Origin of the sequence: Pseudarthrobacter sulfonivorans (assembly GCF_031454915.1) — a bacterium.
GTDB lineage: Bacteria > Actinomycetota > Actinomycetes > Actinomycetales > Micrococcaceae > Arthrobacter > Arthrobacter sulfonivorans_C.
This window is the reverse complement of the sequence record NZ_JAVDRS010000006.1, coordinates 150,150-162,938: the sequence shown is the minus strand read 5'-3', so window position 1 is coordinate 162,938 and position 12,789 is coordinate 150,150. Positions and strand designations below refer to the sequence as shown.

At 65.5% G+C, this 12,789-nt stretch carries 12 protein-coding genes and 2 tRNA genes; 5 read left to right on the top strand and 9 right to left on the bottom strand.

Going from position 1 to position 12,789, the window contains the following annotated elements:
- Nucleotides 1-48 precede the first annotated feature (48 nt).
- Genes J2808_RS14630 through J2808_RS14620 form a run of 3 tightly spaced genes read right to left on the bottom strand, consistent with a single transcriptional unit; the run spans nt 49 to nt 2,518 of the window.
- A complete protein-coding gene (locus J2808_RS14630) occupies nt 49-957 on the bottom strand; it encodes a DMT family transporter (RefSeq protein WP_309817960.1) in 909 nt (302 codons plus the stop codon).
- On the bottom strand, nt 957-1,607 hold the full coding sequence (locus J2808_RS14625) for a CDP-alcohol phosphatidyltransferase family protein (RefSeq protein ID WP_309817957.1): 651 nt from the start codon (nt 1,605-1,607) through the stop codon (nt 957-959). The genes J2808_RS14630 and J2808_RS14625 overlap by 1 nt, the downstream gene beginning before the upstream one ends.
- A gap of 56 nt (nt 1,608-1,663) precedes the next feature.
- Nucleotides 1,664-2,518: a phage holin family protein gene (locus J2808_RS14620; RefSeq protein ID WP_309817954.1), complete on the bottom strand. Its 855-nt coding sequence runs from the start codon at nt 2,516-2,518 to the stop codon at nt 1,664-1,666.
- Nucleotides 2,519-2,706: 188 nt separating this feature from the next.
- Here J2808_RS14620 and J2808_RS14615 point away from each other — a divergent pair, with 188 nt between their 5' ends.
- The 3 genes from J2808_RS14615 (at nt 2,707) to J2808_RS14605 (ending at nt 4,732) form a co-directional block, all read left to right on the top strand.
- On the top strand, nt 2,707-3,930 hold the full coding sequence (locus J2808_RS14615; protein WP_309817951.1) for a multidrug effflux MFS transporter: 1,224 nt from the start codon (nt 2,707-2,709) through the stop codon (nt 3,928-3,930).
- A gap of 94 nt (nt 3,931-4,024) precedes the next feature.
- Nucleotides 4,025-4,204 (top strand): hypothetical protein, encoded by a 180-nt coding sequence (locus tag J2808_RS14610; protein WP_309817949.1) that lies wholly within the window; start codon nt 4,025-4,027, stop codon nt 4,202-4,204.
- A gap of 120 nt (nt 4,205-4,324) precedes the next feature.
- Entirely contained in the window at nt 4,325-4,732 is a 408-nt protein-coding gene (locus tag J2808_RS14605; protein ID WP_309817946.1) for a hypothetical protein, read from the top strand.
- 51 nt (nt 4,733-4,783) lie between these two features.
- On the opposite strand, the gene J2808_RS14600 is transcribed toward J2808_RS14605, so the two are convergent.
- From J2808_RS14600 to J2808_RS14575, 6 genes are all read right to left on the bottom strand, one after another.
- Nucleotides 4,784-4,859 (bottom strand) — tRNA-Asn (locus tag J2808_RS14600).
- A gap of 125 nt (nt 4,860-4,984) precedes the next feature.
- A tRNA-Asn gene (locus J2808_RS14595) sits at nt 4,985-5,057 on the bottom strand.
- A gap of 67 nt (nt 5,058-5,124) precedes the next feature.
- Entirely contained in the window at nt 5,125-7,077 is a 1,953-nt protein-coding gene (dnaG, locus tag J2808_RS14590) for a DNA primase (RefSeq protein ID WP_309817944.1), read from the bottom strand.
- Between the two features lie 52 nt (nt 7,078-7,129).
- Entirely contained in the window at nt 7,130-8,428 is a 1,299-nt protein-coding gene (locus tag J2808_RS14585; protein ID WP_309817941.1) for a deoxyguanosinetriphosphate triphosphohydrolase, read from the bottom strand.
- Nucleotides 8,412-9,590, bottom strand: coding sequence for a tRNA dihydrouridine synthase DusB (gene dusB / locus J2808_RS14580; RefSeq protein WP_309817938.1), 1,179 nt, complete (start codon nt 9,588-9,590; stop codon nt 8,412-8,414). The genes J2808_RS14585 and dusB overlap by 17 nt, the downstream gene beginning before the upstream one ends.
- Before the next feature lie 53 nt (nt 9,591-9,643).
- Nucleotides 9,644-11,107: a YibE/F family protein gene (locus J2808_RS14575; protein WP_309817936.1), complete on the bottom strand. Its 1,464-nt coding sequence runs from the start codon at nt 11,105-11,107 to the stop codon at nt 9,644-9,646.
- Between the two features lie 113 nt (nt 11,108-11,220).
- Here J2808_RS14575 and J2808_RS14570 point away from each other — a divergent pair, with 113 nt between their 5' ends.
- Complete coding sequence (locus J2808_RS14570; RefSeq protein WP_309818319.1) at nt 11,221-11,952, top strand: alpha/beta hydrolase; 732 nt, start codon at nt 11,221-11,223, stop codon at nt 11,950-11,952.
- Nucleotides 11,949-12,773: a DUF1295 domain-containing protein gene (locus J2808_RS14565; protein WP_309817933.1), complete on the top strand. Its 825-nt coding sequence runs from the start codon at nt 11,949-11,951 to the stop codon at nt 12,771-12,773. The genes J2808_RS14570 and J2808_RS14565 overlap by 4 nt, the downstream gene beginning before the upstream one ends.
- The last annotated feature ends 16 nt before the right edge of the window (nt 12,774-12,789 follow it).

Genomic DNA, 12,789 nt, shown 5'->3' with positions numbered 1-12,789 from the left:
ATGAAAAATCGGCTGGTGAGTGGAAGTGGGTAGTCGGTGGAAGCATGGCTAGTGGGACGCCCTGCCCGCCGCCTTCCGCGCATCTTTCTTGCGCTTGGTGACCTCGGGGTGGTGCCTGGAAAGGGCGATCACCCCCACGATAGCAAGGGAAGCCGCAGTAGCCATGGCAATCGCCATCACGGCGTGGACGTCAGGGCGCAGCTCGCCCAGGATTACGATGCCGATAGCGATTCCGACGATCGGATCAATAACTGTCAGACCGGCAATGACCAGGTCCGGCGGGCCGCCTGAGTAGGCGCTTTGGACAAACCAGGACCCGAGCCCGCCGGCCGCCGCTATGGCCACCACCGAGTACCACTGCACATTGAGCAGGACCAGCCCGTTCGGATCCAGCAGGTGTTTGCCGATGATGCGGGTCAGCACCGCCACAAAGCCGAAGAGAACACCGGCACCGAGGATGTAGACGAAGGCACTCATGCGGTGCCGGAACATCACCGCCAGGGTGCCGAACACCCCGACTGCCAGAGCCAGCAGCAACACGATGGTGAGCTCGTCTTCCTGGCTTACGTGGTGGTTTTCCTGCGTCACGTTCACGGCCAGGAGGACGAACAGCGCGGAGCCGGTCACACACGCCGCAATGGACACCATGGTGGCCCGGTTGATGGTGATGTCCTGGTCGCGGGCATTCACCACGGTGGTGATGACCAGGGCGATCGCCCCGATCGGCTGCACCACTGTCAGCGGTGCGGACACCAGCGCCACCGCGTTCATTGCCATCCCAAGGCACAGCAGGAGCAGCCCGAACACCCACCGCGGATTGCGGAGCAGCCGCAGGAAACCATTGGAACTCAGCGCGAGCCCGCCAGTATCGGCTTTGACCGCACTCCCCTGTTTTTGCGCTCCCAGGGCCAGGCAGAACGCCCCAAGCACCGCCAGCAGGACCGCCACCCATACCATCAGGCGCTACCGCCGTCGTGCTGTGCGCCATTGTGGTGAGCGCCGTTGTGTGACTGCATTCTGCCTTTTCGCAGAATGGCCCAGAAATAGTTGTAGGCGGCAACCCAGTGCCCTGCGAGTCCGAGTCCCAGCACGATCCAGGCGGCAATGAACAGCGGCCCTTCGAAGGGAGTATCCAGTCGCGACAGGACCAGCAGGGGTGTACCCAGAAGCAGGAGCCCGGTGCGGACCTTGCCTACCCTGCTCACTGGGAGGTCAGGATGGCCGCGGAAATAGAAGAGGGTCAGGACCAGGAGCACGGCGTCGGGCACCAGGAGCGCTGCCAGGTAGAGCCAATGGACGACGCCGGCGATCACCAGGGTGACTGCCACCGTGATCAGAGCAAGCCTGTCAGCAAGCGGGTCCATGACCCGGCCGAGTTTGGACGCCTGGTCGAAACGGCGTGCCACGTAGCCGTCAATCCAGTCGGTGCCCGCCATGACCGCCAGGACAACAACGGCGATGCCGTACTCCTTCTGCGCGAGGACAAGCCAGATGAAGAGCGGCACGCCCATGAAGCGCAGCACCGTCAGGGCATTGGGGATGGTGAAGACGCGGTCGTGGTCGATCTGGGGGCGGCCGGGACGCGCGCCAGCGCCGATGAACCTCACTCCGCTCCCCTCCTTACAGCACAGCCCTAACAGAACAGCGTGAACGTGTCGGTTGGTTATGGATTCCGTAGAAGCCTGCGCAGCAGCACTACGAAGACGGTGGCTGAAGCAGCGAGGGCGGCAAGGGGCTTCCAGCGGACACCGGCACCCTCAGTGGAATCCGAGAACGCTGCGAATTTTTGCCCGGCCGCGTTCTTGCCGTGCTCGAGAACGGCCTTGCCCTCGTCGAGCTTTTCCCTGGCCGCGCCCACGAGGAACCTGACCTGGGGTTTGATATCGAGCTCGGTGTCCAGTTCGTCACGGACTTCGGCGAGGTGCCGCCGGCGCTGCTCCAGCCTGCGGTGAAGCTCGGGCTCGGACGCGTGCGGGAATTCCACCTTGTGAGCCTCTTCCTTGGCTGCCTTCTCTGCCTTGGCCTTCGCCGCGGCTTCGTCCTTGGCTGCCTTGGCGGCTTTGGCCTCAGGACTGGCCGGATCAAGGAGGGCGGCGTTGAAGTCTGAGCCTTCCTTGGCAATCCCGAGATCGTACTTGATACCCCGGATGGTCTCCTCCGGCAGCAGTGGCATTGCCTTCTTGAATTTGCGGAGGCCGATCAGCCCACCGATGAGCGCGATGACCAGGAACACGGCGCAGACGATCAGCGCGGCCAGCCAGGCCGGCATGATGGTGGCCAGGCCCATGATGGCAGCAACAATGAGGCCGACCACCAGGAACGCTACGAAGACCAGCGCGACGGCGAAGAAGGCTGCCGCTACCCCTACCTGGACACCCTTGCGCTTGAGCTCTACCTTGGCGAAGGCGATTTCGTCGTTGAGTTGGCGGGGCGCCAGGCGAAAGAGTAGTTTCAGCGTCTTGGGCAGTGCGGTGATACGCAATCCCTGGCTGGTCCGCCCGGTGTGACGTCCGCTCATCGGTTCCCGCCTTACTTGTTGCTGGTCTGCTGGTTGGTCGATCCGGCTTGGTGTTCTGCGGGAGAGTGCGCCAGCACGGTCCCGCCCCCAAAGCTATCATTCAGGTTCAGGCCAAACTTCCGTGCTGGCCGTGCGGCGCGCCTGCAGCACCCCAAAAGAGTGACTTGCCGGGCCTAGGATTGGTCTCCGTGACCACTCACTCTAATCCGGGCGATTCGCTGAGCCGCCGCCGGAAATTGCTGTACATCTTCCTCCTCGGTGCCCTCACCGCTTTGGGACCCTTCACGATCGATCTGTACCTGCCGGCGTTCCCGGCCCTTGAAGCCAGCCTGGGGGTGTCAGAAGCACAGGTCCAGCTGACCCTGGCGGGTACCACGGTGGGTTTTGCCCTGGGGCAGCTGGTGGTGGGCCCTCTCAGTGACAGGTTTGGCCGGCGCCTGCCGCTGATCCTGGCCACCGCTCTGCACATTGCTTCTTCCCTGGGGGCGGCCCTGTCCACCGATATCGCCACCCTGGGTTTCTTCCGCGTGCTGATGGGCGTAGGCGCCGCCGGCGGCGGCGTGGTGGCCATGGCAATGGTGCGCGATCTGTTCTCCGGCTATGCCATGGTGCGGATGTTCTCACGGATGGCACTGGTCAATGGCCTGGCACCGATCCTCGCGCCGGTCATCGGATCGCAGCTGCTCCTGGTGATGCCCTGGCCCGGCATCTTCGTGTTCCTGGCCTGTTACGGCACCGTGGTGATCGTTGCCGCGCTTTTCCTGGTCCGGGAAACCCTGCCGCCGGAAAAACGCGGCCAGTCCGGCATGACTGCCGGGCAGCGCTACAAAGTCCTCTTCACTGACCGGATTTTCGTGGGGCTTCTGGTGGTGGGCGGGATGAATTTCGCCGGCCTCTTCACCTACCTGTCGGCCTCGCCCTTCCTGTTCCAGGACATTTTCGGTTTTTCGCCGCAGGAGTATGGCCTGCTCTTCGGGATCAATTCCCTGGGCATCGTGGCCGGCGTACAGATCAGTTCCCGGCTCATCAGGCACGTCCCGCCGCAGTGGATCCTGGCCTGTTCCACGGCCTGGATGTTCCTCATGGCCCTGCTGATCGTAATTTTCGACCAGGCTGGCCTGGGCCTCTGGGGCGTGTTGGTCCCGCTCTGGTTTTACATCATGGGTACGGGCTTCACCTTCCCGTGTGTCCAGGTCCTGGCACTGTCCAGCCACGGAGCCCAGGCCGGTACGGCTGCCTCCCTCCTGGGGGCCGCGACGTTCATGATGGCCGGCCTCATCTCCCCGGTGGTGGGGTGGCTGGGGATCACCAGCTCCTCTCCCATGGGCGCCGTGCAGGCAGCATGTATCTTGGTGGCGATAGCGGGTCTTTGGCTTATCGTGAGGCCACGCACAGTCCCGCCTATCCAGTGAGCAGGATCACGTACGCGGAGAATCCAGTGAATGGGGTCAGACCGGTCAGCCACCTCCGCGCACTAAGTCCCGAACCCGGCCGAAGGGCGACCCCATGAAACGCAAACCGCACCGCAACCCCCGGGGACTGTTCCTCGGGGCGGTGCTCGGCGCCGTCGCCGGCTATTTCGCCGGCCGGATGTTCGGCAGCCCTGCCGTGGGGATTATCCTCGGCGCCCTGGCAGGTTCAGCGCTGCTGTATCGGGTGAACCCCGGGCCGTGGAACCGGAAATAGGTTAACCCGCAGGGCTGGGCGCAACAGGGCTCGGGCAGGGCGCAGACAGAGCCGCAAACGGGCGGCGGCACTGCCCGCCTGCCACTGCCGTGGCGCACCCTCCCGCGATAAAATAAATCCGTGCCCAGCTGGCAGTACTCCTCGCCACTCCCGGCCACCTGGCAACGTTGCGACTCCGGCATCCTGCCACTGTGGTGGGAAAGGCTGTGCGCCCAGACGGGCCAGCAGTCCGCGGCCCTCTATGCCGCCGGGCTTTTCACGGAAGACCGACGCCGCCCAATCGCCCAGTGGTACAACCCCGGCTTCAGCGCAGCCCTCCTCGTAGCCCCGGAGACGTCCCCCGAATGGCCGGTGCAGCGCTTCGGCATCTTCTACGCGCCGCCGGGCGCGGGCTTCGCCCGGGTGCATTCAGCACCGCATGAATGGCACCCCCGCGAACCCCGCAAGTCCCCCACAGAGCACGAGGCCTTCCTCGCAGCCATCGCAGAGGCCGAGCGTTTCCTGCAAGTGGAAATGGACTTTGTCTGAAATCACCAAAAAATCCCCGCCCTCACACGGAGAACGGGGATTTTTTGGTGTTGGCTCCTCCTGCTGGACTTGAACCAGCAACCCTTCGATTAACAGTCGAATGCTCTGCCAATTGAGCTAAGGAGGAATGAAGCAGGTATGACATTAGCAAAGGTTTCCCGGCTATGGGAAATCGGCGCCGCTGCGGGCGGAAATACCCTCCCCGGGTATGAAAAAATCCCCGTTCCGGAGACCCGGAACGGGGATTGTGCGCTCCTCCTGCTGGACTTGAACCAGCAACCCTTCGATTAACAGTCGAATGCTCTGCCAATTGAGCTAAGGAGGAATGAAGCGGGTATTAGCCTAGCAAAGACCCCGCTGGGAAGTGAAATCGAGAGCGAGACCAGAACTATTTACGCGTCCGAGCGCAGTGCACGGCGTTCCATTTCCAGCATCATCAGCTCACGGTTGAGCCGTTGGTAGTCCTCGGGATTGGCCGCCGGGTCCAGCCGCTGCAACTGGCCCATCTTGTCCGCCTTCACCCGCGTGATCTGGAGCTCGAACAGCCGCGACAGGATGTCCCGGCAATATTTCTGCACGGCTTCGGCGGTGCTGGCCGGCAGCGGCACCACGGCGAGTTCGGACACCAACGGACGCAACGGTTCGGGGACCTCGTTCATGACCTGCTCCACCCAGCGCACGGGATCGCCGATCAATCCGGGACCCGAGGCGCGCATGGCGTCGTGAACGGCCTGGAATGCGGGCGTCACGAACCGCGCAGCCGAGAAGCGCTCCCAGATGCCGCCGCCCAGGAGTGCGGGCTCCTGCAGCGCCACCTCCAGCGCCTGCCGCTCCATGGACGCCACCGGATCGCGTGGATCGGGACGGTGATAGGAAGGAACTGCGCCCGACGCCGGTCCGGCAGCGACGCCGGGTCCGCCGGCCTGGGCGGAACGAGCAAGGCCGTGGGCACCGGCCGGAGCCTGCGCCCCTGGCTGTGTTCCCGCCTGTGTCCCGGCCGCCTGTGGTCCGGCAGCAGCGCGTTTCATAGCAACGGCCACTGCCTGGCTGACCTCTTCAACGGACATGCCAAGCCAGCCAGCCAGTTCCCGCGCATAGGCAGGCCTGATGGCGGCGTCGCGGATCTGGGCCACCACGGGAGCAGATTCGCGCAGCGCGGCCACCCGGCCTTCCACGGTGTCCAGGTTGTGGCGCTTCAGTGTCGCCTTGATGGCGAATTCAAACAGCGGACGGCGGCTGTTGATCAGGTCCCGGACGGCGGCGTCGCCCTTGGTCTGGCGAAGGTCGCAGGGATCTGCGCCGGTGGGGTCCACGGCCACATAATTCTGGGCCACGAACCGCTGGTCCTCCTCGAAGGCCCGCAGCGCAGCCTTCTGACCTGCGGCGTCACCGTCGAAGGTGAAGATGACCTCTCCCCCGGTGCCGTCGTCGGACAGGAGGCGCCGGGCGATCTTGATGTGCTCGGCGCCGAACGCCGTGCCGCAGGTTGCCACCGCCGTCGGGATTCCCGCAAGGTGGCAGGCCATCACGTCCGTGTAGCCCTCCACCACCACCAGCTGGCGGTCCTTGGCGACGTGTTTCTTGGCGAGGTCGATCCCGTAGAGCACCTGGGATTTTTTGTAGAGCGTGGTTTCGGGGGTGTTGAGGTACTTGGGACCTTGATCGTCCTCGTAGAGTTTGCGTGCGCCGAAGCCGATGGTGTCCCCGGCAATGTCGCGGATCGGCCAGATCAGGCGGCCACGGAAGCGGTCGTAGATTCCCCTGTTGCCTTCGGAGAACATCCCCGTCAGTTTCAGTTCAGCGTCCGTAAAACCGCGCCCGCGCATGTGCTTCAGGAGCGCGTCCCAGCCCTGCGGCGCGTAGCCCACACCGAACTGTTCCGAGGCGGTCCGGTCGAAGCCGCGGTTGTAAAGGAAGTTCCGGCCTTCTGCGGCGCCGGGCGTCAGCAGCTGGGCGCGGAAGAACTCATCGGCGATCTTGTGGGCGTCCAGGAGCCGCTGGCGCTTGCCCACTTCCTCACGGTTGGGGCCGGTGCCGCCGTCCTCATAACGCAGCTCGTAGCCGATGCGGGCGGCCAGCTTTTCGACTGCCTCGTGGAAGGATGTGTGGTCCTGTTTCTGGACAAACGCGATAACGTCGCCGTCTTCGCCGCAGCCGAAGCAGTGGTACCTGCCCACCTGCGGGCGGACGGTGAACGACGGCGAGCGTTCGTCGTGGAAAGGGCACAAACCCTTATAGGTCCCCAGGCCGGCACCCTTGAGCGTGACGTAGCCGTCAACCACTTCCTTGATGTCCGTGCGCTGGCGAACTTCGTCAATATCTTCACGTTTGATCAGGCCAGCCACAAAGCCATCCTAGTCCCGGGATACGACGGCGGAAGGCGCCTCGTGGCGTTCCTCACCAAAGCGACGGCAGGCTGCCCACAAGCCGCTCGTACATGGCCAGCGCCGACCCATCGGTCAGCGACGCCACCTGGTCGATAACTACCCTCAGCCGGGCGCCGTCGTCGGCCGCGTCCCGCCAGTCAGCCGCGAACATCGGCTCCAGGTGGCGGTCACCCGTGGCGTTGAGGGCGGTGACCAGGGCATGCAGGACTTCGCGCTGGCGCTCATAGATGGGCTGGCGGTGTTCGGTGGTCATCACGAATGTGGTGGCAAGACCCTTCATCACCGCGATCTCCATGACCGTCTCATCCGGGACCATCAGCTCCGCGTTGTACCGGGTCAGGTTCTCCGGGCCGTAAAGGGCACGGGTGGTTTCCAGGGCGCTCTGGCAGAACCGCCCGATCAGCTGGCTGGTCATGTTCTTCAGGGCGGCCATGGACTTGCGGCTGCCGTCGGCCTCCCGGACCCACACATCGGTGGCCTCCAGCCGGGCCAGGGCGGCGTCGATCGCGGCGGGATCATTGTGTGGGAGGTACCACTGCTTGGCGTAGCCCACCACGCGGGCGCGGTGGTCAGGGTTGTCCATCCAGCGCAGCTGGAAGTGCCCGGCCACGATCGCGTCCTCGACGTCGTGCACGGAGTAGGAAATATCATCGGCCAGGTCCATGACCTGGGCCTCGAGGCAGGACCGGCGCGCCGGAGCGCCTTCCCGGAGCCAGTTGAAGATGGGCAGGTCGTCCTCGTAGGCGCCGAACTTGCTGGTGCGCTGCCCGTGGATCACCGGCGCGTCCAACGCCGACCAGGGGTATTTCGACGCCGCGTCAAGGCTGGCGCGCGTGAGGTTCAGTCCTGCCGGGCGGCCGTCGGTGGCCAGCACTTTGGGTTCGAGCCGGGTGAGCAGGCGAAGGGTCTGGGCGTTGCCTTCGAATCCGCCGATGGCGTGGGCCACCTCGTTGAGGGCGGACTCACCGTTGTGCCCGAAGGGCGGGTGGCCCAGGTCATGGCTCAGGCACGCCGTGTCCACCACGTCCGGATCACAGCCCAGGGCACGGCCGAGTTCCCGGCCCACCTGGGCCACTTCGAGGCTGTGGGTCAGGCGGGTCCGGACGAAGTCGTCCGTGTCCGGCGCCACCACCTGGGTCTTGGCGCCGAGCCTGCGCAGGGCTGAGGAATGCAATACCCGGGCACGGTCCCGCTCGAAATCGGACCGGTAGGTGTTCTTGGGCGGTTCCTCCACCCAGCGGGCAGAATCCTGTGCCTCGTAGCCGGGCAGGGCCGGTGCCGTGGTGCGCGTTTCAGCCACCGGAAACATCCAGCTCCGCGGCGGAAATGTCCTGGGACTGTGCGGCGTTCAGTGCTCGGGATTCCAGCCAGTCCTTGGGCAGCGCCGGAGTTTTCGGCGACCCGGCGCGGCCGCGGGGGCCCTCGGCGTCAATGCCGGGGTACGGCGACGCGGAGTCCAGTTCGTCCAAAGCAGCCCGCAGTTCCTCAAGGCTATTCACCAGCGTCATCCGGGTGCGGAGCTCACCACCCACCACGTAGCCCTTGAAGTACCACGCGATATGCTTGCGGATCTCACGCAGGGCCTTGCCTTCGTCGCCGAAGGTTTCCACCATCAACTCGGCATGCCGGTAGACGCTCTCGGCCACCTTGCCCAGGTCCGGTTTGTGGCGGACGTCGCTTCCCTCGAAGGCAGCCATCAGGTCACCGAACAGCCATGGGCGTCCCTGGCAGCCGCGGCCCACCACCACGCCGTCCACGCCGGTGTCCCGGACCATCCGGACGGCGTCTTCCGCGGACCAGATATCCCCATTGCCCAGGACAGGAATGTCGGGCAAGGCTTCGCGCAGGCGGGCGATCGCTGTCCAGTCGGCCTGGCCGGAGTAGAACTGCGCGGCCGTGCGGCCGTGGAGTGCGACGGCGGCGACACCGGCATCGCGGGCGATCCGGCCAGCGTCGAGGTACGTCAGGTGGTCATCGTCGATGCCCTTGCGCATCTTGATGGTGAGGGGGACGTTGCCCTTGGACGCTTCCTTGACGGCGGTCTGGACGATCGAGGTGAAGAGGTCGGTCTTCCAGGGCAGGGCGGACCCGCCGCCGCGCCGGGTCACTTTGGGGACGGGGCAGCCGAAATTCAGGTCGATATGGTCCGCGCGGTCCTCTTCAACCAGCATCCGCACTGCCTGGCCCACGGTAACCGGGTCCACGCCGTACAGCTGGACGGAGCGGACTTTTTCGTCGTCGTCGTGCGAGATGATGCGCAGCGATTCGGGCGTGCGTTCCACGAGGGCACGCGAGGTGACCATCTCCGCCACGTACAGGCCGCCGCCGTACTCACGGCAGAGTCTGCGGAAGGCGGAGTTGGTGATGCCCGCCATGGGAGCCAGGATCACGGGGGTGTCCACCGTGATGTTGCCCAGCTTCAGGGGCGGGAGTTCCAGCTTGGGGGCAGGAGGCGTTGCGGTAACAGTCACCTGTCCATTGTCGCAAAGGCGGGCAAATCGACGGGACTGGCACCGGTGCAGCGTCAGCCGCGGTCCGCGCGGCGGCCTCTGCGGGTTTCAGGTGCCCCTGGACTGGCCCCGCTCTCCGCCTCATCCGGTGCGGCATCCTCCAGCGCGGCGCGGCGCGACCGGGTGCTGGCGACTGCCGCTGCGAGCGCACCCGTATCTCCGACGTCGTCGGGGTTTACCGGGGCCGTCCCGTCGGCACCAACCGGCGCACCCGCCGTCCGGATGCCGGTGGCCTTGACCACCAGCACGGCGATAAGGGTGGTCACCGGAATGGCCAGCACCAGCCCAACGGAGCCCACAAGCGTCCGGATGACTTCCTCGGAAAGCTCGGCGCTGGTCAGGGTGTCCCCCAGCGGACGGTTGTAGAGCATCACGATGATCAGGATGGGCAGGGCTGCGCCCGCATAGGCGAACGCGATGGTGTACACAGTGGAGGCGATGTGGTCCCGGCCGATCCGCATCGCGGAGCTGAACAGCTTGCGGGCGCTGGTGCCGGGTGCCAGCTCGTAAAGCTCCCAGACGGCGGACGACTGCGTGATGGTGACGTCATTGAGCACACCCAGCCCCGAAATGATCAGGCCGCACAGGATCACCCCGGAAATGGAGATGTTGGCCGAGGTATTAATCAAGGTGGTGGCATCGTGGCTGCCTACCCCGGCGAGGTTGGCAGCGTCCGTGGCCCAGGCAGCCAACAGCGCCGTGATTCCGAGCCCGAACATAGTCCCCAGCAGCGCCGTCGAGGTCCGGGCCGAGAAGCCGTGGGCAAAATACAGGACCCCGATCATGATCACCGTGGATCCCACCAGGGCCAGCAGTAACGGAGGCTTCCCTTCCACCAGCGCGGGCAGCATAAAGCTGGCCAGGACGAAGTACGCACCCACCAGCCCCAGGAGTGCCCGGAGTCCCCGCCAGCGTGCCACGGCAATCACTACCAGGGCGTACAGGAGCGCCAGCATCACGATGGGCAGCGTCCGTACGAAGTCAACAAAAATGTAGGCTGGCGACCCCTGCGACGCTGCGGCGCCCTGCGCATTGGACAGGTTCAGGTACCTGATCTGGTCCCCCGGCCGCACCCCGTGGGATTTTGCCACCTCGGGGTTGATCACCACTTTGACGGGGCTGCCGCCTTGGTCCGGCTGGGTGAAGGCAAACATGCACTCTGAACTCTCCGGGGCGGGCTGGCCGGTGGCGTCCGGGGACGGGCCCGCCGCGGTGGAGCCCTGCATACAGCTTTCCTCCACCACGCTCTGGATCTTGCCGGTATCAAAAGTGACACCGGGCGCGGCCGAGTATGGACTGGCGAGGGAGATGCCCTCCTTGGACCCGGACGGCCACAGCATCGCCATTCCTGCCAGGGTCAGAAGCGTCAGCGGCACCAGCACGGCGGCAAGTATCCGGTTCGCCTTCCGGCGGGCGGCAATCGCTTCTGCTGTTGGCTCCGAATGACCTGTGGAAGCGTGGGAGTGACCGGATCCCATCAGCAGCTAATCCTCATACCTTGAACTCTACGTCCGGCACCTTAGGGTTGATAAATGGTAGGGAGCGGGAGGAACCAGACGTGACGGACCGCAAGACCGAGGAGCACCGCAATATCCCTGGCAACGCAGGCGGAAATGCACGGCGAAGCAGGCAGCAGGCATCGATCACCGTCCTGGCAGCCAGCGGCACCACAAGGGGCGTGGCCCTGGTGCTGCACGGCGGCAGGGCGCACAGCTACGAGCCGGTGGAGCCCCGGCAGCTTAGCCCCCTGCGGATGATCCCCTTCGCCCGCCACCTGCACCGGGCCGGGAACGACTACGGGCTCGCGGTCTGGTCGTTGCGGAACAGTGTGCGCGGCTGGAACGGGCAGGACATGTCCGCGCTGCACGACGCCCGCTGGGCCCTCCAGAAGATCAACGCCCAGCACCCCGGTATTCCCGTGTATCTCGTGGGCCACTCCATGGGCGGCCTCACCGCCGTCTGCGCGGCCGATAATCCGCAGGTTGATGCCGTGGTGGCACTGGCCCCGTGGCTAAGTCCGGAGACGCCGGCAGCCCGGGTGGCCGGGCGCAAGGTCCTGATCGTCCACGGCACCGGAGACCGGATGACCAGCCCGGCGCAGTCCTTGAAATTTGCCCGCCGCGCCGCAGGTCCGGCGGCGTCGATGCAGTACGTTTCGCTCCAGGGCGCCGGACACTTCATGATCCGGAGGGTCCGCATGTGGCACTCTCTGGCCACAGGGTTTGTGATGAAGGCCTTCGCCGAGCGCACCGGCTTCACGTATAAGGCGTCCGGCACGCTGGACAAACTTCTGCCGCCTTCCGCCACGCAGGTAAACCTGTGAGTCCGTTTCCCTGGCAGGAGTTTGCCGCTTCGCTGCCGTGGACGGCGTTGGCTGTTGTTTTGGTGCTGGCGGTGACTTTCGCCGTGGCCGTCAGGCAGGGCAGGCACTCGGTGATGGACGTCGCCTGGGGGCCCGGTTTCGTTGTGGTGGCCGTGGTTTCGTGGTTTCTCTCCGCCGGCCCGGGCGACGACACCCGGCGCCTGCTGCTGGTCCTCCTGACTGCTCTCTGGGGGCTTCGGCTCGGAATCCACATCGGCTGGCGGGCCCGGGACGGGCATGAAGACCCGCGCTACACAAACATGTTGAAGACGGCTCCGGGGTCCCGGAACACTTATGCGCTCCGCCGTGTCTACCTGCCGCAGGGCGTGGTGATGTTTTTTGTGTCCCTGACGCTGCAGGTGGGGATGTTCGCCACCGGCACCCTGGGCTGGGTGGCCGTCCTGGGCATCCTGCTGTGGGTGACCGGGTTCGTGTTCGAAACCGTGGGCGACTGGCAGCTGGCCCGGTTCAAAAAGGACCCGGGCCGCCGCGGGACCGTCCTCAACACCGGGTTGTGGCGGTACACCCGGCACCCCAACTACTTCGGCGATGCCGCCCTGTGGACCGGCCTCTTCCTCATTGCCGCAGATTCCTGGCCGGGCGTCCTCACCATCCTGTCGCCGGCCCTGATGATCTGGACCCTCGCGGCCAAGACCGGGAAACCCCTGGCCGAGAAGGCGATGTCAGGCCGGCCCGGGTACCAGGAGTACCTTGAGTCGACGTCGGGGTTCCTGCCGTGGCCACCGCGCCGGCGCGCAGCGGGCGGATCCGGATCCCAGTAGGAGACGCCGCGTAGGC

Coding starts and splice junctions, on each gene's coding strand:
- J2808_RS14630 (WP_309817960.1), bottom strand. CDS start 957: ATGGTATGGGTGGCGGTCCTGCTGGCGGTGCTTGGGGCGTTCTGCCTG.
- J2808_RS14620 (WP_309817954.1), bottom strand. CDS start 2,518: ATGAGCGGACGTCACACCGGGCGGACCAGCCAGGGATTGCGTATCACC.
- J2808_RS14610 (WP_309817949.1), top strand. CDS start 4,025: ATGAAACGCAAACCGCACCGCAACCCCCGGGGACTGTTCCTCGGGGCG.
- J2808_RS14585 (WP_309817941.1), bottom strand. CDS start 8,428: ATGTTTCCGGTGGCTGAAACGCGCACCACGGCACCGGCCCTGCCCGGC.
- J2808_RS14575 (WP_309817936.1), bottom strand. CDS start 11,107: ATGGGATCCGGTCACTCCCACGCTTCCACAGGTCATTCGGAGCCAACA.